This window comes from Zavarzinella formosa DSM 19928, from assembly GCF_000255705.1.
GTDB lineage: Bacteria > Planctomycetota > Planctomycetia > Gemmatales > Gemmataceae > Zavarzinella > Zavarzinella formosa.
In genome coordinates this window covers 651,843-673,695 of the sequence record NZ_JH636441.1, presented here as the reverse complement: position 1 = coordinate 673,695, position 21,853 = coordinate 651,843, and the positions used below count along the sequence as shown (strand labels likewise).

General features: G+C 58.5%; 22 protein-coding genes and 1 pseudogene. 11 read left to right on the top strand and 12 right to left on the bottom strand.

The genetic code is table 11. The features are described 5' to 3' along the window. The 3 genes and pseudogenes from BGIM_RS0119200 to BGIM_RS51270 form a co-directional block, all read left to right on the top strand. Window positions 1-407, top strand: a 407-nt coding sequence (locus tag BGIM_RS0119200; RefSeq protein WP_020471356.1) for an ISAs1 family transposase, incomplete at its 5' end; no start/stop codon positions are given. A gap of 63 nt (window positions 408-470) precedes the next feature. Then, window positions 471-608, top strand: a pseudogene (locus BGIM_RS68320) (transposase); the annotation flags it as partial. Window positions 609-658: 50 nt separating this feature from the next. Beyond that, window positions 659-1,204 carry an IS5/IS1182 family transposase gene (locus BGIM_RS51270; protein WP_052639891.1) on the top strand — a complete coding sequence of 182 codons (546 nt, stop codon included), beginning with the start codon at window positions 659-661 and terminating at the stop codon, window positions 1,202-1,204. 172 nt (window positions 1,205-1,376) lie between these two features. Here the strand turns inward: BGIM_RS51270 and BGIM_RS0119190 are convergent, their stop codons facing one another. Then, window positions 1,377-2,354: a Gfo/Idh/MocA family protein gene (locus BGIM_RS0119190; protein WP_020471355.1), complete on the bottom strand. Its 978-nt coding sequence runs from the start codon at window positions 2,352-2,354 to the stop codon at window positions 1,377-1,379. An 84-nt stretch (window positions 2,355-2,438) separates the two neighbouring features. Then, window positions 2,439-2,978: a hypothetical protein gene (locus BGIM_RS0119185; protein WP_020471354.1), complete on the bottom strand. Its 540-nt coding sequence runs from the start codon at window positions 2,976-2,978 to the stop codon at window positions 2,439-2,441. A gap of 442 nt (window positions 2,979-3,420) precedes the next feature. Between BGIM_RS0119185 and recA the strand changes: the two genes are divergently transcribed. Next, the gene (recA, locus tag BGIM_RS0119175) at window positions 3,421-4,524 is read left to right on the top strand and encodes a recombinase RecA (protein WP_157369222.1); all 1,104 of its coding nucleotides are present in this window, start codon (window positions 3,421-3,423) and stop codon (window positions 4,522-4,524) included. A 151-nt stretch (window positions 4,525-4,675) separates the two neighbouring features. On the opposite strand, the gene BGIM_RS0119170 is transcribed toward recA, so the two are convergent. Next, window positions 4,676-5,800 carry a THUMP domain-containing class I SAM-dependent RNA methyltransferase gene (locus BGIM_RS0119170; protein ID WP_020471351.1) on the bottom strand — a complete coding sequence of 375 codons (1,125 nt, stop codon included), beginning with the start codon at window positions 5,798-5,800 and terminating at the stop codon, window positions 4,676-4,678. A 353-nt stretch (window positions 5,801-6,153) separates the two neighbouring features. Here BGIM_RS0119170 and BGIM_RS59840 point away from each other — a divergent pair, with 353 nt between their 5' ends. Both BGIM_RS59840 and BGIM_RS0119160 read left to right on the top strand, forming a co-directional pair. After that, window positions 6,154-6,447, top strand: coding sequence for a carbon storage regulator (locus BGIM_RS59840; protein WP_020471350.1), 294 nt, complete (start codon window positions 6,154-6,156; stop codon window positions 6,445-6,447). 200 nt (window positions 6,448-6,647) lie between these two features. Further along, window positions 6,648-7,496, top strand: a complete 849-nt coding sequence (locus tag BGIM_RS0119160) for a DNA-methyltransferase (RefSeq protein WP_020471349.1) — start codon at window positions 6,648-6,650, stop codon at window positions 7,494-7,496. Between the two features lie 9 nt (window positions 7,497-7,505). Here BGIM_RS0119160 and BGIM_RS0119155 read toward each other — a convergent pair whose 3' ends face one another. From BGIM_RS0119155 to BGIM_RS62195, 5 genes are all read right to left on the bottom strand, one after another. Further along, the gene (locus BGIM_RS0119155) at window positions 7,506-8,687 is read right to left on the bottom strand and encodes a hypothetical protein (protein ID WP_157369220.1); all 1,182 of its coding nucleotides are present in this window, start codon (window positions 8,685-8,687) and stop codon (window positions 7,506-7,508) included. A gap of 16 nt (window positions 8,688-8,703) precedes the next feature. Continuing rightward, window positions 8,704-9,273, bottom strand: coding sequence for an anti-sigma factor (locus BGIM_RS57815; RefSeq protein WP_020471347.1), 570 nt, complete (start codon window positions 9,271-9,273; stop codon window positions 8,704-8,706). After that, complete coding sequence (locus tag BGIM_RS51255) at window positions 9,266-9,979, bottom strand: RNA polymerase sigma factor (protein ID WP_238537675.1); 714 nt, start codon at window positions 9,977-9,979, stop codon at window positions 9,266-9,268. The genes BGIM_RS57815 and BGIM_RS51255 overlap by 8 nt, the downstream gene beginning before the upstream one ends. A gap of 85 nt (window positions 9,980-10,064) precedes the next feature. Beyond that, on the bottom strand, window positions 10,065-11,744 hold the full coding sequence (locus BGIM_RS0119140) for a S8 family serine peptidase (protein ID WP_020471345.1): 1,680 nt from the start codon (window positions 11,742-11,744) through the stop codon (window positions 10,065-10,067). 117 nt (window positions 11,745-11,861) lie between these two features. After that, window positions 11,862-12,299 (bottom strand): hypothetical protein, encoded by a 438-nt coding sequence (locus BGIM_RS62195; protein WP_086026121.1) that lies wholly within the window; start codon window positions 12,297-12,299, stop codon window positions 11,862-11,864. 437 nt (window positions 12,300-12,736) lie between these two features. Between BGIM_RS62195 and BGIM_RS0119130 the strand changes: the two genes are divergently transcribed. Further along, entirely contained in the window at window positions 12,737-13,876 is a 1,140-nt protein-coding gene (locus BGIM_RS0119130) for a serine hydrolase domain-containing protein (protein ID WP_238537674.1), read from the top strand. Between the two features lie 52 nt (window positions 13,877-13,928). Further along, the gene (locus tag BGIM_RS0119125) at window positions 13,929-15,269 is read left to right on the top strand and encodes a CobW family GTP-binding protein (RefSeq protein ID WP_020471342.1); all 1,341 of its coding nucleotides are present in this window, start codon (window positions 13,929-13,931) and stop codon (window positions 15,267-15,269) included. Between the two features lie 25 nt (window positions 15,270-15,294). Here BGIM_RS0119125 and BGIM_RS0119120 read toward each other — a convergent pair whose 3' ends face one another. The 3 genes from BGIM_RS0119120 to BGIM_RS0119110 all read right to left on the bottom strand — a co-directional run bounded on the left by BGIM_RS0119120 (window position 15,295) and on the right by BGIM_RS0119110 (window position 17,948). Next, complete coding sequence (locus tag BGIM_RS0119120; RefSeq protein ID WP_020471341.1) at window positions 15,295-16,134, bottom strand: DUF1559 domain-containing protein; 840 nt, start codon at window positions 16,132-16,134, stop codon at window positions 15,295-15,297. Between the two features lie 129 nt (window positions 16,135-16,263). Next, window positions 16,264-17,145 carry an ABC transporter permease gene (locus BGIM_RS0119115; RefSeq protein ID WP_020471340.1) on the bottom strand — a complete coding sequence of 294 codons (882 nt, stop codon included), beginning with the start codon at window positions 17,143-17,145 and terminating at the stop codon, window positions 16,264-16,266. Further along, window positions 17,142-17,948 carry an ABC transporter permease gene (locus BGIM_RS0119110; protein WP_020471339.1) on the bottom strand — a complete coding sequence of 269 codons (807 nt, stop codon included), beginning with the start codon at window positions 17,946-17,948 and terminating at the stop codon, window positions 17,142-17,144. The genes BGIM_RS0119115 and BGIM_RS0119110 overlap by 4 nt, the downstream gene beginning before the upstream one ends. 493 nt (window positions 17,949-18,441) lie before the next feature. On the opposite strand from BGIM_RS0119110, the gene BGIM_RS51245 reads away from it, so the two are divergent. The 3 genes from BGIM_RS51245 (at window position 18,442) to BGIM_RS51240 (ending at window position 21,474) form a co-directional block, all read left to right on the top strand. Beyond that, window positions 18,442-19,695 (top strand): DUF1501 domain-containing protein, encoded by a 1,254-nt coding sequence (locus BGIM_RS51245; RefSeq protein ID WP_157369218.1) that lies wholly within the window; start codon window positions 18,442-18,444, stop codon window positions 19,693-19,695. 205 nt (window positions 19,696-19,900) lie between these two features. Continuing rightward, complete coding sequence (locus tag BGIM_RS0119100; protein ID WP_020471337.1) at window positions 19,901-20,758, top strand: metallophosphoesterase; 858 nt, start codon at window positions 19,901-19,903, stop codon at window positions 20,756-20,758. Continuing rightward, a complete protein-coding gene (locus BGIM_RS51240) occupies window positions 20,755-21,474 on the top strand; it encodes a class I SAM-dependent methyltransferase (RefSeq protein ID WP_020471336.1) in 720 nt (239 codons plus the stop codon). Before BGIM_RS0119100 ends, BGIM_RS51240 begins: the two co-directional genes overlap by 4 nt. Here BGIM_RS51240 and BGIM_RS0119090 read toward each other — a convergent pair. After that, window positions 21,449-21,820 (bottom strand): DoxX family protein, encoded by a 372-nt coding sequence (locus BGIM_RS0119090; RefSeq protein ID WP_020471335.1) that lies wholly within the window; start codon window positions 21,818-21,820, stop codon window positions 21,449-21,451. The two genes, BGIM_RS51240 and BGIM_RS0119090, sit on opposite strands and share 26 nt — an antisense overlap. Window positions 21,821-21,853: the final 33 nt, after the last annotated feature.

Below are 21,853 nucleotides of genomic sequence, written 5' to 3'. Positions count from 1 at the left end.
CCCTGCGAACCACGTCGATCCTGACCCTGCATGAAAAATGGAAGGGCATGACGCGGGGCTTTGAAATCATCCGGGAACGGACGATCAAGGGGGTCAAAACCGTCGAAGTCGAACTCGGGGTGACGAGCCTGTCCGAGGACGAGGCGACCGCCGCCGACCTGCTGAAACTCCTCCGCGATCACTGGAAGATCGAAAACGAGCTCCATTACGTCCGCGATGTGACGTTCTTGGAAGACGCCTGCCGGGTGCGTTCCGGCGCGGCTCCCCAAGTGCTGGCCGCCCTGCGCAATGCCATCATCCATTTGCTGGCCGACAGTGGCGCCGACAACCACCGCGAAGCCATCGAATTGCTCCAAATCCACCCCGAAAAAGCCCGGGAGCTTATCGGCATCCCCCACGTTGAATAACGGAATGGCCCTGACCCTGAGAGGGGATGCGGCAATCTGCAGGATTGACTGGCCAGCCTGGGCATGCTATTGACGGTGTCTTCCTCGGCCCGGAGTGAGCGGATGACAGCGACCCCGAGTGACCTGACGGACGACCAATGGGCCGTCGTGGAGCCGCTCCTGCCTCTGCCTGCAGCCGCCGGGGCACCCCGGACGACGGACTTCCGGTCCTTGGTCAACGCCATGTTTTATGTGGTGTCCAACGGCATCAAATGGTCGGCCCCCTGCCGAAAGAATACCCGCCGGAGGGGACTGTCCGAGACTATTTTCACCGCTGGTGGCGCCGGGGATTGTTGGATCAAATCCACGCCGCCCTTCGCGCGATGGTCCGGGAGAACGAAGGGCACGCCCCCGAACCATCGGCGATGTCGATTGACAGCCAGTCGGTTAAGGCGGCCGTCACCAGCGGAACACGCGGGTTCAACGCGGGGAAAAAAATCAACGGGGTGAAACGGCATCTGTTGATTGACACGCTCGGATTGGTGTGGGGAGTGGTGGTCCATTCGGCCACTTTGCAGGACCAAACCGGAGCGGGGCGATTACTGGCGAAGGCGAAGATCGAGGGCTCGTGGCCCCGCATGCAAGTCTTGTGGGCCGACGGCGGCTACTCCTCGGGGAAGCTGGTCGGGTTGGTGTTCGCCCCGTTCCGCTGGTCGCTGGTCATCATCAAGCGGACCGACCCCAGTCCCGGATTTCACCTGCTGCCGAAGAGGTGGTCGAGCGAACCTTCGGCTGGCTGTCGAATTACCGGCGGCTGAACCGCCATCATGAGTTTCACGACGAGACCGGCGAGGAGGATGATCCAGCTCGCCATGATTCATCTCATGCTCCGGCGGTTGCGGCCCGACGGCCGAAGAACATCCCGACGACAACGTTCCTAAATTACCTCGCCCCCTCTTAAGCGGAAGTCAGGGGCAATGCCGTTTCACTTTATAACGTCACCACGCTATTTTCCCGAATCGACTTTTCACACGCTTCAATCATCTTTTGGGCCGTGATGGCGTCTTCCAGCGTGGAGAGCGGTTTCTCGCCGCGACGGATGCAGTTTTCGATAAAGTATTTCACTTCGTTCATCACCGAGCCTTGGTAGGCCGTGTATGTTTGCGAATGCACCAAGCCCGGCTTGATCTCCACATGGTCCCGGTAGCTGTAGCGGGTGCTGCCGGCGGTGCCGATCACTTTAACCATCACCGTCCACGGGTCGGCGGCGTGGTCGTCGGCGGCGAAGCTGGCGCAGAAATGGGCCAACGCCCCGTTTTCCATCTGCATCTGCACCATCGCAATGTCCTCTTCCGTGTACTCCTTGTAATGTAGGGTCGCCTTCATCGCGCAGAGCTTTTTCGGCTTGCCGAGGAGGTAAAGCAGGATGTACGAGTGGTGGGTGAGGATTTGCCGGACGACCCCCGGATAGCGGGCGGCCACTTCCTCGGGATGGTGGATGTTGTACATCACATACGCGGAGACGATCTTGCCGAGATCGCCTTCGTCGGCCAGTTGCTTCGTGCGGGCCATCGAGGCTTCGTAGATGTAATTATGGCCCGGCAGGCAGACGAGATTCTTCGCGTCGGCCAGTTGCTTCATCTCCTCGATCTCGGCCACACTCTGGCCGACCGGCTTTTCGACCAGCACATGCTTGCCGGCTTTTAGTGCCAGTTTGGTGTATTCGAGGTGCGTTTCCAAATTGGTGAGGATGAACACGGCATCAATCGCCGGGTCGTTGACCAACTCTTCCGGGGTGGCGTAGTTCTTGCAGCCGAAATCCTTCGCGCGGGCGTTGGCCCGGTCCTGCGAACGGTTCCACAGGCCGACGACTTTGGCCCCGTGACAGCGTTTGACCGCCTTGTCGTGGAGGATCGCAATGTCCCCGGCCCCGATGAATCCGACCCCGATCGACTCTTTCCCGGCCATGTGATGCGGCTCCGCGTGAAATGCCCCGTTGGAGTCGGAGTTTTACGCGGAGGCCGGGTCAGGAGCAACGGAAAACAGGGACAACTACTTGCCGATCAACCCGGTGAACTCCATTTCGCCGTGCAGATCGTCCAATTCGTGTCGAACGCGGTTGAGGCCGACGGCACATAGCTCGAACTCGGAGCCGAGTCGTTTCAGCACGGCCGCCTCTTCGCGGTACGGATCGTCTTCAAAGGAACCGGCGATCAGATAGGAGCGTTTGCCCACCAGCGTGTAGCTGATGAGGGAATCCCGCATGACCCGGCTCTGCCGGCGCACCATTTCGGGATATAGGCCGGTCCAGAACAGGGCGAAATCACCGATATGCCGATGGTATTCGCGTTTCGTGCGACCTTCCGGCGGGATTTCCTCGGCTTCCATCACCATCTCGGCGACTTCGGTGAGTGGTCGGCCGTCTTTCCCGGCGAGCCGGTGGACGGCATTGATATGGACGAATCGCGTCAGCAATTCGGACACGTAATCGACAAGCGGGGCATCCGTGATGCCGAGCGTGGTCAAAAAGGCATGTTCCGTGATGCCGGAAAACAACCGGCGAAGCGGATGATCGGGAGGCGCCGTCCACATGGGTCAACCCTCTTTTCCTTGGGGTCACACCAACGATTGATCGGAAAGCCCTGCGAACAAGAAGAGAAGGCGGGGCTATTCCATTATTCGAGCAAGACATCTATAAAGTTGCATAATTTTCGTCAAGGGGAAAGATTCTGAAGATTTCGCGTGCGGCCCGTTTCGTTGTTTGCCCGTTTGTTCCCGACAGGCGGTCAAAACGTTTTCCAGAACTGATCTTGCGCCATTCGTCGTTTGATCTTCCGGTGATTGAAGGGATGATTCCGAAAATCAACAAATGAACGGCTTCGCCGAATTTGAAATGGAGCCGCCTCCGAAAAAACTTCCAAATTCTTTGCCGCGAATTCGCTCCTACCAACATCGTGATTGCAAATCAGCCGGGGTAAAATCCACCCATACAACAACCCACAGAATCCAAAAATACTCAAAGGGACGGACGATCATGGCACAACCAAGCAAGGAACTGCAAAACACCCTGTCAGCCATTGAGAAGGAATTCGGCAAAGGCTCCATCATGATGATGGGCGATGCCACCAATAACGAAGTCATCGGGATTTCGACCGGATCAATGAGCTTGGACGTTGCCCTCGGCGGCAAGGGATTGCCTCGCGGCCGGATCATCGAGATTTACGGGGCCGAGTCCAGCGGCAAAACAACCATCGCCCTGCACGCCGTCGCCAACGCCCAAAAGGCCGGCGGGGTGGCTGCCTATATTGACGCCGAACACGCCCTTGACCCGACGTGGTGCAAGCGGATCGGCGTGGATCTCGAAAGCCTGCTCGTCAGCCAGCCGGCGTTTGGCGAAGAAGCCCTTCGCATCGCGGAAATGCTCATCAAGTCCAACGCGGTGGACATCATCGTGATTGACTCGGTGGCCGCCTTGGTGCCGAAGAACGAAACAGACAACGAAATCGGCACCCCGTCCGTTGGCCAGCAAGCCCGGCTCATGAGCCAAGCTCTCCGGGTGTTGAATCCGCTGATCGCCAAAACGAACACCTGCATCATCTTCATCAATCAGATCCGCCAGAAGATCGGCGTGATGTACGGCAACCCGGAAACCACCACCGGCGGGCTGGCGCTGAAGTTTTACGCTTCCTGCCGATTGGAAGTCCGTCGTGGCCCGGCCGTGAAGGATGGCGATGAAGTGATCGGCACGGAAGTAAAGGTCAAGGTGGTCAAGAACAAGATCGCCCCGCCGTTCCGCACCGCCGAGTTTGAAGTGCTGCATGATCGCGGCATCAACACCTTCAGCGACTTGGTGAATATCGCCTCCGATCTCGGCGTGCTGGAAAAGAGCGGTTCGTTCTTCAGCTTCGAGGGAACGCGGCTCGGTCAGGGCAAGGAGAACGTGAAACAATACCTCACGGAAAATGTCGCCCTTTCGGAGCAAGTAAAGGCGAAGGTGCTGCAAGTGGTGGCCGTCAAAGCGGGAATCATCGGCGGCGAACCGGCCCCCGGCGACGTGGATGACGAAATCGAGGAACCGGAACCCGAACCGGTGGAAGCCCCCAAGAGCAAGAAGAAATCCAAGGGTTCAGAGGACTAATCACAAAGACGGGATCGTCCGTCGCTTTGATTGGAAGTTCCAATCTCTGCGGAAAAGACCCCCTCCAACTCCCCCTTGGCAAGGGGGAGTTGGAGGGGGTCTCTTCTGGAGCAACCTCTTACACCAGAAAAAATTCCCTTCTTCGCTCTTCTCAAGGCCTGAACTGCAACAGGTGGCACTCGATCTTGCCGTTAAAAAACGGTGTTGTTTTCACCAGCGGCAAATCAAACTCCCGCCACGGGGCCTCTCGTGACGTGAAAACGAACACCTGCCAGCCGACGGCTGCGGCCGCGAAGGCTTTGCCCATCTCCCGGTAAAGAATCTTCACTTCTCGTTCTTCGCCAATGCGTTCCCCATAAGGGGGATTAATGACAATGATGCCCGGCGGGCCTTCCGGCGGTTGGAACCTGCGCACATCGGCTTTCTCGAAGCGAAGGAGATGCCCCACCCCGGCCGCCTTGGCGTTGACGGCGGCGAAGTCTTTCACATCCCCGCGTATGTCCCGGCCGATGATCGGCGCCGGGAGTTGTTTCTTGGTCTGGGTTCTGGCCTCATCCCGCATTTCAGCCCACAAACGCACGTCGTAATCCATCCAGCCCATGAAGCCGAAATGCTTGCGCGTCAGCCCCGGCGGCCGATTAAGCGCCAGCCAAGCCCCTTCGATGAGAAACGACCCCGAACCGCACATCGGGTCAAGCAACGGCACATCCCCCCGCCAACCGGTTTGCCAGAGCAGACCGGCGGCGAGAGCCTCGTTCAGCGGGGCGACGGTGAGGATCGGCCGATAGCCCCGCTTGTGCAGGGAGTCCCATGAGGAATCCAGACTGAGAATGGCCTTGTCGCGGTGAATGTGGAGGTTGAGGCCCAGCATTGGCCGATCCGTGTCCACGCTCGGGCGTTTGCCGGTTTTGGCGATGAACTGGTCGCAAATCGCATCCTTCACCCGGCGGGACGCATACAGCGAATGCGTGATCCGGGAATCGCGAACATTGCAATCGACCGCGAGCGTGTGGGCCGGCGTCAGATATTTCGTCCAGTCGATGCCCTGCACTGCTTGGTAAAGTTCGTCCGAATCCAGCACCACGGCTTCAAGAACCGGTTGAAGCACCCGCACGGCCGTTCGCAGCCAGAGGTTGGCCCGGTAGAGAATGGATTGATCCCCGGAGAAGCCGACCCCCCCGCGACCCGGCACGATGTCCCCGGCGTTTAGCGCGAGCAGTTCCTCGGCCAAAACCGGCTCCAACCCGCGGGCACAAGTGGCAAAAAACGTCGGCATGATTCTCCGCTTCTCAACAATTGCGAGGATGACTTCCCAACCCTCTTAGCTTACGTGCTCGATGGCGACACACTTAATCCCGCTGTGCGATTTTGCTGTGCCAAATCCGCGCACTCACCTGTCTCGCCGGAAATTCTCAGCCACCAGTCTTGCCGAAAAAATTGACAACACTCAATACAATGGTTAACATGGATAATCTGGATAAAATAATTTTCTGGAAAAATGGGGAATCCGTGACAATTTCGCAACCGAGTTTGCGAAATTCTGTTTGACGGTCTATATTTTGCTTAAACAATCTGACGCGGGAAACGTCTTAATTGTAAGAGCAGTTCACCAACCAAGGAGGGTCAACCATGCTCGTTTTAACTCGCCGCATCGGCGAAGAAATCATCATCGGCAACAACATCAGGGTTAAAATCGTCGCTGTCAAGGGAGACCGCATCCGCGTTGGCATCGACGCTCCCAATGATGTTCCCGTGGATCGGGCCGAGATTCATTCCCGGCGGTTGGAATTCCAACTGGCCCCGACGACAAGCAACCAAACCATTGGCTCCATCGCGGATGACAGCCATCATCTGGAAGCGGATGTCCCGTTGGGTGTGATGCCGGTTTCCCACAACAGCACGGAAGAGACGCTCATCCACTAAAAACGACTGGTCAGGGCTGAGAAACACACGAAAAGAGGGTCACCGTTTCGCAGCGGCATACCCTCTTTTTTCGCGCGCCCATAGATCTTTGGCGCACCCACGATCCAAGCCTCCCAATCCGAAAATATTGCACTTGCGCTTTTGTTGGAAAAATTGCACAATACGGTCCGAGTGTTACAAGCGGCCCCTACGGAATTACGATGATTCGCAACCAAGTACTCACGGGAGATTGCCTTTCAGCCTTGGCCCGGATGCCGGCGGGACTGGTTGACTTGGCCTTCGCAGACCCCCCGTTCAACATCGGTTACGAGTACGACCGTTACGAAGACAGCATGAACAAGGATGACTACCTGGCGTGGACCGATCGCTGGCTGAAGGCCGTCGATCAAGTTCTTTCACCCACGGGCAGCGTGTATGTGGCCATCGGGGACGAGTACGCGGCCGAAATGAAACTCCGGATGGACGCGATGGGCTGGACGATGCGGAACTGGATCGTCTGGCATTACACCTTCGGGGTCAATTGCACCCGGAAATTTAACCGCAGTCACGCCCACATTTTCTACTACGTGGCCGACCCCAAAACCTTCACCTTCAACGCGGACCCCGTCCGGGTCGCCTCGGCCCGGCAAACCACCTATGCGGACAGCCGGGCGAACCCCAAGGGGAAACTGCCAGACGACACCTGGGTGCTGCGACCGCAGGAAGACTTGACCGCCTTCCCGGCCGATGGCGACACGTGGGCCGTCTCGCGGGTGTGCGGCACATTCAAGGAACGCGGGGAACATCCCTGCCAGATGCCAATTGCCGTGCTGGAACGAATCATCCGGGTATCCTCCAATCCGGGGGACTTGGTGCTTGATCCGTTTTCCGGAAGCGGAACCACGCTGGCGGCCGCCAAGAAATGGGGACGGGATTACCTCGGCGTGGAGCTTTCCGAGAATTATGCCGAGCAGAGCCGCGACCGGTTGGAACGGGTTGTCTTGGCCGAGGATGTGCTGGTCGCCCGCGGCCAGAAGAAGCGGACGGCCCGAAAAGAGGGAAGTTTCTAAAAGCCAGTGTCACTTCGGCTTGAGCTTGCTCACGCGGAAGCGGTCCCAACTCTGGGGCGGGCCGGGCAGCGTCCAGTTGGGGATTGGCAGCCGATAGAATTTGGCGAGGTCCATCACCATCTTCGGATACTCCGGCCATTTGCCGGAAGCCCGGTTCAGAGCTTCCAGTTGTTCGGGTCCCTTCGGAGTTTTCCGAAGCAATGGCTCCAGCGTTTTCTCCAAGAAGGTTTTCACTTCCGGCGGCATGTGTTCTTTCGTGCAGTCACCGATGGGCTGGGGCAATTTCAAATTGTGCTTTTCGCAGTGCTTCGCCAGTTCCAAGGCAAATTCGGGCCATTTCCCGGAGGCTCTTTTCAAATCCTTGGCATCATCGTTAATCATCCCGGCCGGACCTTTTTTTCGCATGATCGCGCGATCGTTCTTTGTCAAATAATCCCGGTTCGCCTCGGAGAGGGACAGTATATCTTTCGCGCCCACCCGGCCGGGCAGGAGCGGGTGAGTGTCCGCCAGCCGGACAACCTCGATGGCGTACCACATAAACTGGCCGTTTTCGTCGGCGGCCGTCCGGGCGTCATCAAGTGCTTTTCGATCCCATTCCGTCAGACTGGGCCGAAGGTTGGTGACGAATGCCTCCAGATGGGCACGCGGTTCGGCGGCAAACCCTGCCGGAACTTTGCCGAGTTTGACATCTTCCCAGTTCCGCTGGGCGATTGACCACTCGTCATGCCGGCTGTCTTCCTCGGACCGCCACTCCCTCACGCGGGCGGCCCGGCTTTCCACCGGGAGGTGGGCATATTCGTCTCGCTGGACCTTGGGCAACGTCCTTACCCAATCCCGCTCCCGCAGTTCGGTCACGATTCGCAATCGTTCGCCGGAAGTTTCAGCCTGCAAGACCCGCTGGCGATCATTGTCCGGGAGTTTTGCCAGCCAGGCGTTGTAGTTCTGCATCACCCGGACAAGCCGGGTTTGGGTGTCGGGATCCAGTTGATGGAACTCGTCGTTCAACACACGAAGTTGCTGCTGCCGGGCGGTCGGAAGTGACTGAAACCACGCATATTGTCGGCGAAGATACTCGCGGTCGTCGGGATCGACCGTGGCATCGCGGGCGGCCGATGCCGTAAGCGACCCCATCGCCGTCAGCAACACGGTGAAGAGAAAGGCACGAAATCCAAGAGTCCGGCGGTGTGTCATCGGCAGGCCCCCGTGTTCAATCATCGTCGGCGAAGAGTTCCGGGCTGTCGAGTTTTCGCAGATATTCCATGTCGTTCACATGACGATAAAGCCGGGCGTTCTTCAGCAAAGAAAGCTCGTTAATCATCTCGGAATCATGGCCGCGTTCGTCCGGCGGCGGCTTCAGAAGGCTCCGTCCGAAATAACCGCCCAAGCCCCCGAAGAGGACCGTCAATATTCCGGCGGCGATCCAAGCCGCCCGGCCGGAGGCCGGCACGGCGGGAACAGCCACCATCGTGACGGGGGCGGATGGCCGTGTCGTTGCCTCGGATAGAGGGGCAATGGCCGGGACGGGCAACACTTGGGAAATCGTCTTGCTGGCAAAACTGGCCGACGGTTTCGGCCGGGGGAGCATGTCCAGCACGTCCCACGTGCGTTTCAAAGAATCGGCCTCGGCCCGCAAGACCGGGTTGAGGCTGATTTTGGTGGCCATCGCCTCGGCGTCCGGCGTGTCAAGCTCGCCATCCAAGTACGCGACGAGTTCTTCCGTCGCCTTGACATCGGGCGGAGCCGGGTCTTCGGATTTTTTTTTCTTCGGCTCACTCATCGGTGTCGTTGTCCGGGTCGGCGTCCTCGTCGGCAGGCACGGGATCCCCATCCATGTAGATATAACCCGCGAGGGCATCCCGAAGTCTCGCTCGCGCCCGGCTAAGAAGAGATTTCACCGCTTTGGGCGTCAGGCCCATCACCTCGGCGACCTCGGCGTAGTTCATGTCCTCGAATTTGTTGAGCACCACGGCCATCCGCTGGCGTTCATTGAGGGTGTCAAGGGCCGCCCGGATGCGGTCGGCTAGTTCGGCTTGCCGCAATCCGAAAGAGGGAGTTTCTCCGTTGGCTTTTGCCAATTGTTCCTCGGGACGCACTCCCATCGGGCCGGAATCCGAGCCATTGAGGGGGACGATCGGCTTGCGTCCCCGGTTTCGCAAAGCGTTCAGCGCCAAGTTGTTGGCGATGGTGAACAGCCAGGTGGAAAACTTGGCTGTTGGCGAGTATTTCTTGCGGTTGCGATACACGCGCAGGAAGACTTCCTGCGCCAAATCCTCCGCCTCGTCCGCATTGCCGACGAGATGGTGCATGATGCCAACGAGGCGATGTTGGAATTGGGCGACGAGTTCCGAAAAAGCGGCCGGGTCATCCTCGCGGACACGCAGCATCAGGCGGATGTCCGGGTCCCGCATCGCGAACTCGGCGCTGGTACGCCCGATACTCACGGCATCCTCGTCCCCGGTGTTGTGGCGCAAAGTTCGCCACACGGCCTCCCCTTCAACCATACGGCCAAACGTGTCGGATTGGTAGGGCAGCGAGAGGCCGACATTCCTAGCTTCCGTCCGAAGTTCATCACCGCAGGGAGGCCATCAAACTGTCGAGTTCCGTCGCGGCGGGTGTTCGCCACGGCACCGGGGCGGGCTTCAAGGTGGTGGTTCGGAAAGGTTTGCGGATCACCGCCAGCCAAGCCATCAGGTCGTTGGTCTGAAGTTTCGGGTGATCGGCCTTCAACACCGTCATCAGCCCGGCAAAATAAGCGGCGCTGTACGAGGTGCCGCCGAACACTTCGCCGTTGCTCCATTTGGCGGGCAACGAGGTCAGCAACAGATCGGGTTTCAAACGGCGGTCGGAGGTCGGACCAACGGCCGAATATTCGGCGAGTTCTCCCACCGTCAATACTCGGGGATTGTCGGCCGGCGGGAAAAGCTCCTCTTCGTTGGAGGCATCCGTAAACACCAGCGGATCGGTCGGCTTGCCGGTGTCCGGGTGGGGATAGGGTTCCCCTCGGGTCGGCGAGATCAGGATTCGCAGACGATCTTTGGCCGTGAAGGCCCCGGCCTTTGCCTGCACCCGTAAGCGATAGAATCCGGCGCCGAGGGACGGAAGCGTCAGGCGCTCTCGCGGGTTGTGGGTTTCGCCCTCCCCCGCCGGTTTGTCCCGGCCGACTTGTTTTAGGTCGGCCCGGCCGATCTCCTTCCCGCCCAAGGTTTCGGCGATCAAGACCAAGTCCTTCGTCGTGCCCGCGTCTTCCTGCTCGGAGTAGTCATTCCAAGTGAGGATGATGTTGTGGGTGTTTTCATCCAGCCGGTTGATGAACTGCAACCCGGATTTTTTGGTCGGGCCGAATTGCAAAAAGCCATCAGCTCCGGGGGTAATTGGCCCGTTGTAGACTCGCCCGTGATGGTTGCCCGCCGCGTTGATCCAAATGATGCCCGCCCGGACGGCCTCGTCCACGATGGCGTTGATCGAACCGTGGCCGTCGAAATTCCCGCCTCCCTCAAAGTGGGCGCTGAAAAGAATGATCTGCACTCCTTGTTCGATGGCGTGCCGAACCGCCCGCCGGAAGAGTGTCGGCCCGTTGGCATTCAGCAGAAGAAACACGGGGCCTTGTTGCGAATTTCCCGCGACTGCCCAAGCCGCCTGGGCCATCAACCGGCCGTGCGAGTTGCCCGCTTCAAACCCCTTTTGATAGTCCGGGTCGCCGAGGTTGTTCGCCTTGATCCATTCGGGGGAATAATTCTCCACGATGGTCGAACCCGCCGGGAAGCCGAGCTTTTTCGGATCGCATCCTTCAAAACCGAAGTCGAGGACGGCGATCTTCACGTTGGCCAGATTCGGCTTGCTCGGCGCTTGGGCCGGAAGACCAAGCCGGGTCCGCACTTCGCCCGCATTGATTAACCGGGCTGATGGCCCAAGCAAAGGTTTGTCCTCGACAACCATCGGCTTGGCAATCACCGCCATCGGCACGGCTTTGTCCGCAATGATTGGTTTGACCACTTGGGGAATCGGCGCCGGATTGAGAATCTCGGGGGCCGGGACAACCGGCGGCGGCAGAACCACCGGAGGGGCCGGAACCGGGGGGACCAAGGCCGGAACGGGAGTCGGCGAACCGGGAGCAGAACCGACGGGAGCGGGTTCCGGCCCGAGGGCGGGCGTTTTCATAATTGGTTTGGGAACGGGCAGCTCTGGTTGCGCATCAACCACGCCGCCGAGAAGAAGACCGGAAATAATGACGATGCGATGAACGATCATGTGATGTCCCCATACCGTTGGCGAAGCTGGAGGCCGGATATGCGACGACGGATGGCAAATCGGTGTGATTGCCATCCGTCGTATGGTTCTAACCATGCCCGACAGGGGCAATTGCAATTAGAATCGGAAACCAATCCCAAATCCGCGGCCGTAGCGGCCATAGCCACCGTAACCGTAATAGGGCCGGTAGTAGCTGCCGTAGCCGCCGCCATAACCGCCGTAACCAATGCTGATATACGGGCTATAGAAGGAGCTATAGCCGCCATAGTAGGGGCGGTAACCCCCATAATAACCGCCGTAGCCGAAGGAGCGATAGCCGCCGTAGCCGCCATAACCGTAGCCTCGGAAGCCGCCGCCGTAGCCCCCCCTCCAATGGTAATGGGCCGATTGTTCGGGGGATTCTTTGTCGAGTTCAGACCCGACAACGGGGGCGGTCGCCGCGGCAGGGACGGGGGCAACAGGTTTTCCCTTGGTTTCGCGGTCTAGTTCGTCCGCTCGCACACTGGCCGATCCGGCCAGCAACAGAGCTGTCGCACATCCAAGTAGCATTCTCATCGTGAAGACTCCCAGAGAGAAATTGTTTTGAAACGCCAAGACATTTGAGTTTTGCAAATGCTGCGTTCCAAAAGCACAACGGTTCATCTCACCATTTCTTGCGCGGGGTTGCGAGAGATCTTTAGCCCAAAACCCCGGGATTAACGAATTGTCATTTCCAGCCATTTTGGGAATCGGTTCCCCACAACGCCCGGATATTGGACTCCCGCAGGAATACATTCCCTCCGAAAGCCTCGTACAACATTATTCGTCTCCATCCCCACATAACCAAATGCGGGACAGGTATGTTTTCAGCAAATTCCACGCCATCACGTCGTCAATTCATGGCCGCTGCCGCCGGCCTCTCGGTGTCGGCCGCGTGCGGCGACGAATCCAAGCCGGCAAACTCGGTCCCTGTTACCGGAGTGGCCCGCGCAGGATTGGAACCATTTGATCGAATGATGACGACGTTCGTCGAAAAGCATAAAGTCCCCGGAGCGGCCCTGGCCGTGACTCGCGGCGGCAAGCTGGTGTGCTCGCGTGGTTTCGGGTACGCTGATGTGGAGAAGAAGGAACCCGTCGAACCGGCGTCGCTGTTTCGCATCGCCAGCATCTCCAAGCCGTTCACGTCCGTCACCGTGCTTCGTCTGGTCGAGCGAGGCAAACTCAAGCTCTCGGACAAGGTGATTGACCATCTAAAGATCGCCCCGCATGTGCCGCCGGGCGGCAAAGTCGATCCCCGCTGGAAGGACATCACCGTCGCGCATTGTCTCCGGCACACCGGTGGGTGGGACCGGGACAAATCGGGCGATCCCATCGGCAAAATGGGGGAAATTTCCAAGAGCCTCGGGACACCGCTGCCAGTCACGCCGGACCATCTGGTGCGTTACATGATGGGCCAACCGTTGGATTTCGACCCCGGCACCAAGGCGGTGTATTCCAACCTCGGTTATCTGGTGCTGGGCCGGATCATCGAGACGCTGGCCGGGCCGTATGAGGCGACTGTCCGCAAGGAAGTGTTGAAACCCCTTGGCATCACTACGATGCGATTGGGAAGGGCGAGACTGGAGCACCGGGCGAAGGACGAAGTGCGATATTACCCGGCGAAACCGTGGACTGGGTCGGCTGTGATTGGCCCAAAGATTGGCGAACAAGTGCCGGGACAATACGGGGTCCAAAACTTCGAGGCTTTCGAGGCCCACGGCGGTTGGATCGCCTCGGCCGCCGACTTGGTGCGGTTCGCCTCGGCGTTTGATGATCCCAAGAAATGCCCGCTCTTAAAGGAAGAAACGATCCGCACCATGCACGCCCGACCCGAGGGGCTCGCGGGATACGACGACAAAGGGAAGCCCATGCCCTTATATCTGGGCTGCGGGTGGATGGTGCGCCCGGTTGGCGACCAAGGAAAAGCGAACGTCTTTCACTCCGGCTACATTTCCGGCACCTCCACCTTGCTGGTTCGCCGATGGGACGGCCTGAACTGGGCAGTGCTGTTCAACTCGGACCAAGACCCCGACCGCAAGACTCTCTCCGGCCTGATCGACCCGCTGGTGCATGAGGCCGCCGATCAGGTGAAGAATTGGCCGATGGGGAAGTGATGCTTTTTGATATCATACAAAGTAAGACCGATTCTCTCGAGATGCAGACACGATGAGTAACACAACAGTGCCGGTGACCGTCCTGACCGGCTTCCTTGGCTCTGGCAAAACCACCTTGCTGAACCACATTCTGACGGCCAATCACGGCAAACGAATCGCCGTCATCGAGAATGAGTTTGGCGAAATCGGCGTCGATCAGGACATCGTCATCCAAGCCGACGAGGAAATCTTCGAGATGAACAACGGGTGCATCTGCTGCACCGTGCGCGGGGATCTCATCCGCATTCTCGGCAACCTTATGAAACGCCGGGACAAGTTTGATTACATCTTGATCGAAACCACCGGCATGGCCGATCCTGGCCCGGTCGCGCAGACGTTTTTCTTCGACGAGGAAATCAAGGCCAAGACCCGCCTCGACGGCATCGTCACCCTCGTGGACGCCAAACACGTTCACCAGCATTGGGACACCAACGAGGTCAAGGAACAGATTGCCTTTGCGGATGTGCTGCTGCTGAACAAAACCGACCTCGTCTCGCCGGAAGAACTGGACGAACTCGAAGCCCGCATTCGTCACATGAACAAACAGACGAAAGTCTACCGCACCCGGCAATCGCAGATCGATCTCGACAAGGTGCTGAATGTCGCCGGGTTCTCACTCGACAAGGCGGTCGAGATTGATCCGCAGTTTCTCGAACCAGAATATCCCTTCGAGTGGGGCGGCGCTTATGACCTCCCGGCGGGAAACTACGAGTTCACGGCCAAGGGAGGCGAGGTGAATTCGCTCAAAGCATGTCTTCTGCCAGCTCCGTCGGCCACGGAAGCGGGCTTGCGGGAAGCCGCCAAGACCGCTCTGAAAACCTACGACGGCCTCGGAGCCATCCGCGTGGCAGGCAAGCCGCTCGAAGCTAGTGGCAAGCCGCAGAACTTGAAACTCAAGGAGGAACCAACGACATTCCCGGTGACGATCACCGAAGCCGGGCCGTACGCCCTGATCTTGGAACACCACCCGCACGAATTCCATGCCCAACTATCCGGCCTGGCCGGTGTGTTGATGCCCGTGGTGAAAAAGGGCTTCAAGCCGCACCATCACCATGAGGAAGAAGTGACCTCCGTGGGGATCGACATCCCGGGCGACCTCAACGCCAACAAGTTGAATAAGTGGCTTGCGGATTTGCTTCAAGAAAAGGGGCAGGACATCTTCCGCATGAAGGGCGTGCTGAGCCTCAAGGGAGACCCGAACCGATTCGTGTTCCAAGGCGTCCACATGACCTTCGACGGCCGGCCCGACCGCGAATGGGGCGACACGCCCCGTTCAAACAAGCTGGTATTCATCGGCCGCAATCTGGACCGCAAGGCGCTCAATGAAGGCTTTGCGAAATGTCTGGCGAAGTGACCGGGACGAAACCAACGGGGGTTTCTCATTCCAAATAATTGGCATGTCCGTCGTCACGCACACAGGCTCGCTGAAATGTGGCGAGGCTGATCGTGAACCGCAGATATCGGACCGAGCCGTCCCCGAGCGACACGTTGAACCCCGAGGCATGGGCCGAGCCGAACATGGATTGCGCGGCGGTCTCTCCGGCCTTGGAAAAATCACGGGCCGGTTGGGCGCTGGCGGTTCGGTAACATTCGTAATCATCATTCCACCCGGAATTGACGAACGGTTCGTTGTCGTCGAACACGTTGCCAAACTCCGCGTTGTTCATCCGCTTTTCGCCCAGCATGATCGTGCCCGACAGTCCGTCCGTGACATCTGCAAACCGAATCTGTGTCGGACCGCCAACCTTGCCTTGGACGATGATCCCGTTCATTCCCAAATTGCTGGTTCCGGCGTTGCCCGCGTAGTCGGTTTTCCCGTGGCCGTTATACGTCTGGGCCTTTCGGCGACTCGGACAGTACATCGTTTTTACGGCTTGGGCATACACCTTGTTGTAATCGGGTTCCCGATACAGGCTGTCCTGCTCGATGTATGGCAGGAGGTGATATGTCCAGTTCCACATGGTTCGGTCGGTGTGCGGGGCCTGCGACTCGTTGCACAGTTGATCCCCGCCCGGCGGCAAATAGCCGGTCGTGTCGTGATAAGCGTGAATGGCCAGACCAAGTTGTTTGAGATTGCTAGTGCAGCGCATCCGATTGGCGGCCTCCCGAATCTTTTGAACGGCAGGCACGAGCAACCCGATCAAGATGACGATGATGGCGATGACCACCAGCAACTCGATCAGAGTCAATCCACGGCGAGGGGGAGAGGATCCCCGCATGATTGCTTTCTCCGACGTTTCAATAACGAGGGCAAAAATACAAATCAAAAGTGATGAGATGACATTAACAAATCGTGAGAAAGGAACGAACAGAAATATCGCGATTTCCTCGAAAATATTGTTGGTTTTTCAAACACCCGTCGTCTCCTCGATCTTGCCATTCCTCCAAGCCTTCTGAAGATTGCGGTGGTAAAACCACTGCGAAAAGGCGAAAAGCACGGCGGTGCTGAGAGTCAAAGCCCCGGCTAGTTCCCAATTTGACCACTCCGTGAAGGGCGATTTACCCAAGGGGGAATCGGCATTGGGCATCCCCGTCAGGGATCGCCGCATTCCTTCCAGCCAGTAAGTGGTCGGCAAACTCATGGCCACCACTTGAAGCCAGTTCGGCAGCATCGAAATGGGGAAGACCACGCCGGAAAGGAAATAAACCACCCCGGCGATTCCCTCGCTCATGAACATCCCGTTGCGGTGCATGTTGAGAACCGCCGACCCGAGGATCATCCCGCACGACCAAAGCATCACCGAACCGATGGCCAGAAACACCGCCAGCCACAAGACATCGATGCCGCCGGTGAAGGCCGACCGCACGGGGTCGAACACAAACAACCCGAAGATGATCGTCACCCCGCCGCCGACCAGTCCTTCCAGCCCTCGCGCCAAGCCCCGGCCAACCATATACGTCTGAAACCGAGCGGGGCTGATGAAGACATACTTCAGCATCCCGTAATTCTCGCGGTCGGAGACGATCACGTAACTCATCCCGAACATCACCGTGCCGACCAGCCCGTAACACGCATTGGAAATGTAGACATAAGGCAAAAACTCGGACGGCACTCGGGTCGGCGAGGCGGACTTGGCGGCATAGTACATGCACACCAACATCAGTGAACCGGTGATCGGCTTCACCACCAGATAGAGAAAGAACAGCCGCAGATCGGCCCAGTTGCTTTCGATTTGCCAGCCGAGCCAAGCGGACCATTTCAACGTGCGAAGATGCGGAGAGGCGTTCATTGCCACCTCACAGTCAAGGTTCCCTCTTCACGCGCCCGGCGTTCCAGCGTGTTCAGCCCCCGCCGGGCAAAGAACAGGAAGACCACACTGAGCACAGCCAACAACGCAATCTCCCAGCCCACATCCATCACACCTTGGGAACGGAACAAAACCTGCCGCATGGCATCCATTCCGGCGCTGAGGGGAATTAGCAAGGCAATGGCGCTGACGACCGTGGGAAAGATGCTCAACGGGAAGTTCATGCCGGTGAGCAGATAAACAGGTTCTTGAAGCAAATTCACGGTGTGCCACGCCTCCCGGCCCCACAACAGAAACAGGGAGGCAAACATCATTCCCAGACCATACAGGGCGATCAGCGTGAGCAAAAATGTCCCAGCCAGAAGCCACCAACTCGTGGGCTGGAGGGGAACATCAAAGATGAATAACCCCGCCGAGACAATGGCGGCCGCCCGCACGGTGGTGGTCGTCATTCCCCCCATTGCCATCCCGGCGAGAATGCTCATCAAGGGAGCCGGGGCGGCGATGTAGAGGCCGAGGTTCCCAGAATCACGCTCCCAATAGAGATGCGCGCCCATCGACCACAGGACGTTCATCCAAAAGGTGGTCATGGCCGCCCCCATGATGACGAAACCGACAAACTCTGGCGGGGCCTGCATGGATTTGTAAACAAACGCAAATGCGGAGACAGACAGAACCGGCAGGACGGTTTCCTGAATCAACCACGTGCGGTTGCGGACCATCCAGACCGCCCGCGGATAGGTGCGGGCCAACGCGGCTTGCGTAAACAATCGGAGTGAGGACATTAGGTAAATGGTAGTCGAACAAGAGGGTGGAAACCAAAAGACGTGACGCGATCTGCCGCCAGACGATTGTTCTCGCCTTTGAAACGAACTACTTTTTACATCCAACCGTGAATTTCCCTTGACAGGATGCATAGAAAGCCGCAAACTATTCCAACCATCATCAGAGAGTAGATCAGGAATGATTATCTCGAAGTGATGATCAGACAATCAGTTGCGCCAAATTTCTGGGTGTGGTCGCGGCAAGCGATTCCCGGCAAGTGTGATGCGAAACATTTTTCCCGTGATTCGGGAACTAGGGTTTGCGGCAGGTCGTCTGATTGGTTAAGGAACATACCAGCCAATAATTGTGGCAGACAGCCGGTTCGTCATCGGTAACTGCCAGACTCGGTGTACAATACTCCTTCCGGATTAATCGCGAACTCAGAGGGCACAGATCATGTGGGGCATTACGGATCGTCGTCACTTCGGCAAACACGTCGCCGGATTTGGGGCCATGGCCCTCTCCGCCGATAGCTTCATCAGTGCCCTCAAGGCTCAAACGCCTGTTCTCAAAAAGAAGAACAAGAGCCTGATCGTGATTCACTTCGGTGGCGGTTACCCGGCCATCGACTTCTGGGAAGACAAAAACGGCGCCCCGACCATGGGCGAAACCAAGGCCGCCAAAACGGCTGCTGACGGCGTCCGCATCAACGAACTTCTGCCGAAAATCGGCAGCCAGATGAAGAACGCGGCCATCATCCGCACCCTCAAGTCCACCGAAGGCGACCACATGCGTGGCACCAAGGTGATGATGACGGGTCTGCCGATCAATGTGCTCGTCGAACAACCCCACGTCGGCTCGAAGGTTGCCTGGTACTACCGGGAAAACGAAGGTGATCTCCCCGCCTTCATCTCCGTCGGCGGTGGCGGCGGCGTCGGCCCCGGCTTCCTTGGCCAGCGCTACGGTGCTCTCCCGATCAGCCGTCCCGGTTCGCCGCCCGAAAACGCCACCCCGCCGAAGGAAATCGGTGGTGCCACCCGCGAAGGCACCGACCGTATGATGCGTCGTGGCGATCTGTTCAGCCGCCTCGAAGCCGGGTTCCAAAAGAGCACCGGCAGCGAACGCGACGCCGCCAAGTCCCACCAAGAAGTGTACGACAAGGCCCTCAGCCTCGTCGTCTCCAAGAACAAGGACGTTTTCGCCCTTGACAAAGACGTGGATGGCAAGCCGATCAAACTGATGCAAGAATACGCCGTCGGCGGCGACTTCGGCCGCGGCTGTCTCTTGGCCCGCAAGCTGACCGAAGCCGGTGCTGCTTGCGTCGAAGTGAACAACGGCGGCTGGGACATGCACGCGAACATCTTCGCCTCCCTCCGCACCCGGTTGCCCGCCGTTGACGCCGGGATTGGCACGCTGCTCAAGGACTTGGCCGAACGCGGCCGTCTGCAAGACACCGTGGTCGTCACGCTGTCCGAATTCGGCCGCACCATCCGCGTGAATCCGGGTGGCGGTCGCGACCACAACCCGGGCCTCTGGTCCGTGATGGTGGCCGGTGGTAACATCGTCGGCGGTCAGGTCTACGGCAAGACCAGCTCCGACGCCACGAGCATCGAAGAAAACCCCGTCACGACGGGCGACCTGTTCGCCACGATCTACGCGGCCCTCGGCTTCGAGAAGGACGCCCAGATTCGTGACAGCCTCGGCCGTCCCAGCCCGCTGGCTGGCGAAAAGGCCAAACCGATCGCTCAACTGCTCAAAACCGCGTAATTCAAACGCGAACGTGAAGCCTCAAGAAGCACCTCCTCCGGGGGTGCTTTTTTTGTTGACAGTTTTGACACCGCTACTCGTTTATAAGGCAAGCGGCCGGAGATGTTTTCGGGGAATTGATTGGCAATCGGGATCGGCGTGTCGTACTGATGGTGAGAGACGCCCGACGGATTTCCAGCCGATGCCGACGCGGAATTAGACGATCATGCCGGACCCGGACAAACTGCTCACGATGCTCTATCGGGTGGCCGACGCCGTGCGTCAGACGCCCGGTCGTCGGGGCCGTTTTGTCGAGCTTCGAGACATCGATGAGTTGATTGTCGCCGGGGACATGCACGGCCACATTGGCAACTTTCAAGCCATTTACAAGATCGCGGACCTGGCGAAGAACCCCCGTCGTCATCTTGTGCTTCAGGAAGTTATCCACGGCACGTTCCACTACCCAACGGGTGGCGACAAGTCGCACCAATTGCTCGACCTCTTCTCGGCTTTGAAGTGCCAGTTCCCCAAGCAGGTTCATCTTTTGATGGGGAACCATGAGCTTTCGCAGTGGACCAACCGCCCGGTGATGAAAAATGACGCTGACTTGAACACACTGTTCATGGAAGGTGTTAACACCGCCTATGGCCCGGAGAAAGGGCCGGGCATTTACGCGGGATACATGCGGCTCTTCGGCGTGCTGCCGCTGGCCTTGCGGACGTCGAACCGCATTTTCATCAGCCACAGTTTGCCCCGGCCGAAGCACTTGGACCGGTTCGATCTCCGGCATCTGGAAACCGACTCGTTTCCCGCCGAGGATCTCACCGTCGGCGGGTCCGTCTACGAACTTCTTTGGGGACGAGACACCAAAGCCGATCACTCGCGGGCCTTCTTGAACAAAGTGAGCGCCGATTGGCTGGTGAGCGGGCATATTGCCTTCGAGACGGGCTATTCCTTCCCGAGCGAACATCATTTGATCGTTGATTGCTGCGACGCCCCGGCGGCTTACGCCCATCTTCCAACCGTCGTCTCGTTGACCACTGACACGTTTCGTTCCTCCCTGCGGATGTTGCACGCCGAATGAGCGCTCCCCAACCTGAATTCGTGGAAACGCCGGCCGAGGCCATCAGGGAACTGCTCACGGAAACCGTGATTATCGACCGTTTCCAGTTTCAAATCACCAAGCCTGTCGAATACTACGATTTGCTGGATGACCCTACCCTGAAAGAAGCCCTCAAAAAAGACGAGTACATGCCGTATTGGGCCGACATCTGGCCCGTCTCCCGGATGCTGGGCAAGGCGATTGCGAAAGAGGATTGGAAAAAACACCCGAAAACCGGGGACAAACTGGAGGCCATCGAACTCGGCTGCGGACTCGGCATCCCAGGCCTGACCGCCTTGGCCTGCGGTCTGCGGGTGACCTTCAGCGATTACGACCTGACCGCCATGAAGTTTGCCGGGGATAATGCCCGAGCGAATAAACTACACGACTTCAAAACACTTGCCATCGACTGGCGCCATCCGCCGACAGACATCAAGTTCCCAGTCATCTTCGGGGCCGATCTCACCTACGAACTGCGGAAAATTGACCCGCTGGTGTCTCTCGTCAAAAACCTCCTCGCTCCCGGCGGCATCTGCTTCCTAACGGATCAAGACCGCAGCCCCGCCCCGATCCTCCGGCAAAAACTCGCGGAATACGGACTGCGTTACCGCAGCGAAAAAATGCGAGCCGCCGAACCTGGCGGCCCCCGGATGCACGGGACACTCTACCGGATCACCCACGCTCCGGCCGACGGGTAACCCACCATACCCAAGCGACAAACACCGCCTGCAACGGCAATCTTCCCCACAGGACCGCCAGAGGAATCTCCGGATAAGCCTCCGGGTGGACCGCCATATGGATGTTGGCCGGGAACACGGCAACCAACAGGGCGATCAATCCCCACCGGGCCGGAACAGCCAGCCGTGGAACAAACACCATCAATCCCAGAATGATCTCGGCCGCCCCGCTGATGAGAACCAATTCCAGATGCCACGGCAAGTACGGCGGCATGATCCGCACGTAGAAGTCGGGATTCACGAAGTGATATGTCCCGGCGGCGATGAACAGGATGCCGAGAAGGATGCGGAAAATAAATGTGGTCATGGTGTTCCGGAAGTGGCAGCCCAGTTTTCGACT

What these genes read in the sequence shown, in the direction of transcription:
- BGIM_RS0119090 (WP_020471335.1), bottom strand. Translation starts at nt 21,820, where the DNA reads ATGACCACATTTATTTTCCGCATCCTTCTCGGCATCCTGTTCATCGCC.
- BGIM_RS0119115 (WP_020471340.1), bottom strand. Translation starts at nt 17,145, where the DNA reads ATGAACGCCTCTCCGCATCTTCGCACGTTGAAATGGTCCGCTTGGCTC.
- recA (WP_157369222.1), top strand. Translation starts at nt 3,421, where the DNA reads ATGGCACAACCAAGCAAGGAACTGCAAAACACCCTGTCAGCCATTGAG.
- BGIM_RS57815 (WP_020471347.1), bottom strand. Translation starts at nt 9,273, where the DNA reads ATGAGTGAGCCGAAGAAAAAAAAATCCGAAGACCCGGCTCCGCCCGAT.
- BGIM_RS0119160 (WP_020471349.1), top strand. Translation starts at nt 6,648, where the DNA reads ATGATTCGCAACCAAGTACTCACGGGAGATTGCCTTTCAGCCTTGGCC.
- BGIM_RS0119110 (WP_020471339.1), bottom strand. Translation starts at nt 17,948, where the DNA reads ATGTCCTCACTCCGATTGTTTACGCAAGCCGCGTTGGCCCGCACCTAT.
- BGIM_RS0119140 (WP_020471345.1), bottom strand. Translation starts at nt 11,744, where the DNA reads ATGATCGTTCATCGCATCGTCATTATTTCCGGTCTTCTTCTCGGCGGC.
- BGIM_RS51245 (WP_157369218.1), top strand. Translation starts at nt 18,442, where the DNA reads ATGGCCCTCTCCGCCGATAGCTTCATCAGTGCCCTCAAGGCTCAAACG.
- BGIM_RS0119125 (WP_020471342.1), top strand. Translation starts at nt 13,929, where the DNA reads ATGAGTAACACAACAGTGCCGGTGACCGTCCTGACCGGCTTCCTTGGC.
- BGIM_RS62195 (WP_086026121.1), bottom strand. Translation starts at nt 12,299, where the DNA reads ATGAGAATGCTACTTGGATGTGCGACAGCTCTGTTGCTGGCCGGATCG.
- BGIM_RS59840 (WP_020471350.1), top strand. Translation starts at nt 6,154, where the DNA reads ATGCTCGTTTTAACTCGCCGCATCGGCGAAGAAATCATCATCGGCAAC.
- BGIM_RS0119120 (WP_020471341.1), bottom strand. Translation starts at nt 16,134, where the DNA reads ATGCGGGGATCCTCTCCCCCTCGCCGTGGATTGACTCTGATCGAGTTG.
- BGIM_RS0119155 (WP_157369220.1), bottom strand. Translation starts at nt 8,687, where the DNA reads ATGACACACCGCCGGACTCTTGGATTTCGTGCCTTTCTCTTCACCGTG.
- BGIM_RS0119185 (WP_020471354.1), bottom strand. Translation starts at nt 2,978, where the DNA reads ATGTGGACGGCGCCTCCCGATCATCCGCTTCGCCGGTTGTTTTCCGGC.
- BGIM_RS0119190 (WP_020471355.1), bottom strand. Translation starts at nt 2,354, where the DNA reads ATGGCCGGGAAAGAGTCGATCGGGGTCGGATTCATCGGGGCCGGGGAC.
- BGIM_RS0119100 (WP_020471337.1), top strand. Translation starts at nt 19,901, where the DNA reads ATGCCGGACCCGGACAAACTGCTCACGATGCTCTATCGGGTGGCCGAC.
- BGIM_RS51240 (WP_020471336.1), top strand. Translation starts at nt 20,755, where the DNA reads ATGAGCGCTCCCCAACCTGAATTCGTGGAAACGCCGGCCGAGGCCATC.
- BGIM_RS0119130 (WP_238537674.1), top strand. Translation starts at nt 12,737, where the DNA reads ATGATGACGACGTTCGTCGAAAAGCATAAAGTCCCCGGAGCGGCCCTG.
- BGIM_RS0119170 (WP_020471351.1), bottom strand. Translation starts at nt 5,800, where the DNA reads ATGCCGACGTTTTTTGCCACTTGTGCCCGCGGGTTGGAGCCGGTTTTG.
- BGIM_RS51270 (WP_052639891.1), top strand. Translation starts at nt 659, where the DNA reads ATGGTCGGCCCCCTGCCGAAAGAATACCCGCCGGAGGGGACTGTCCGA.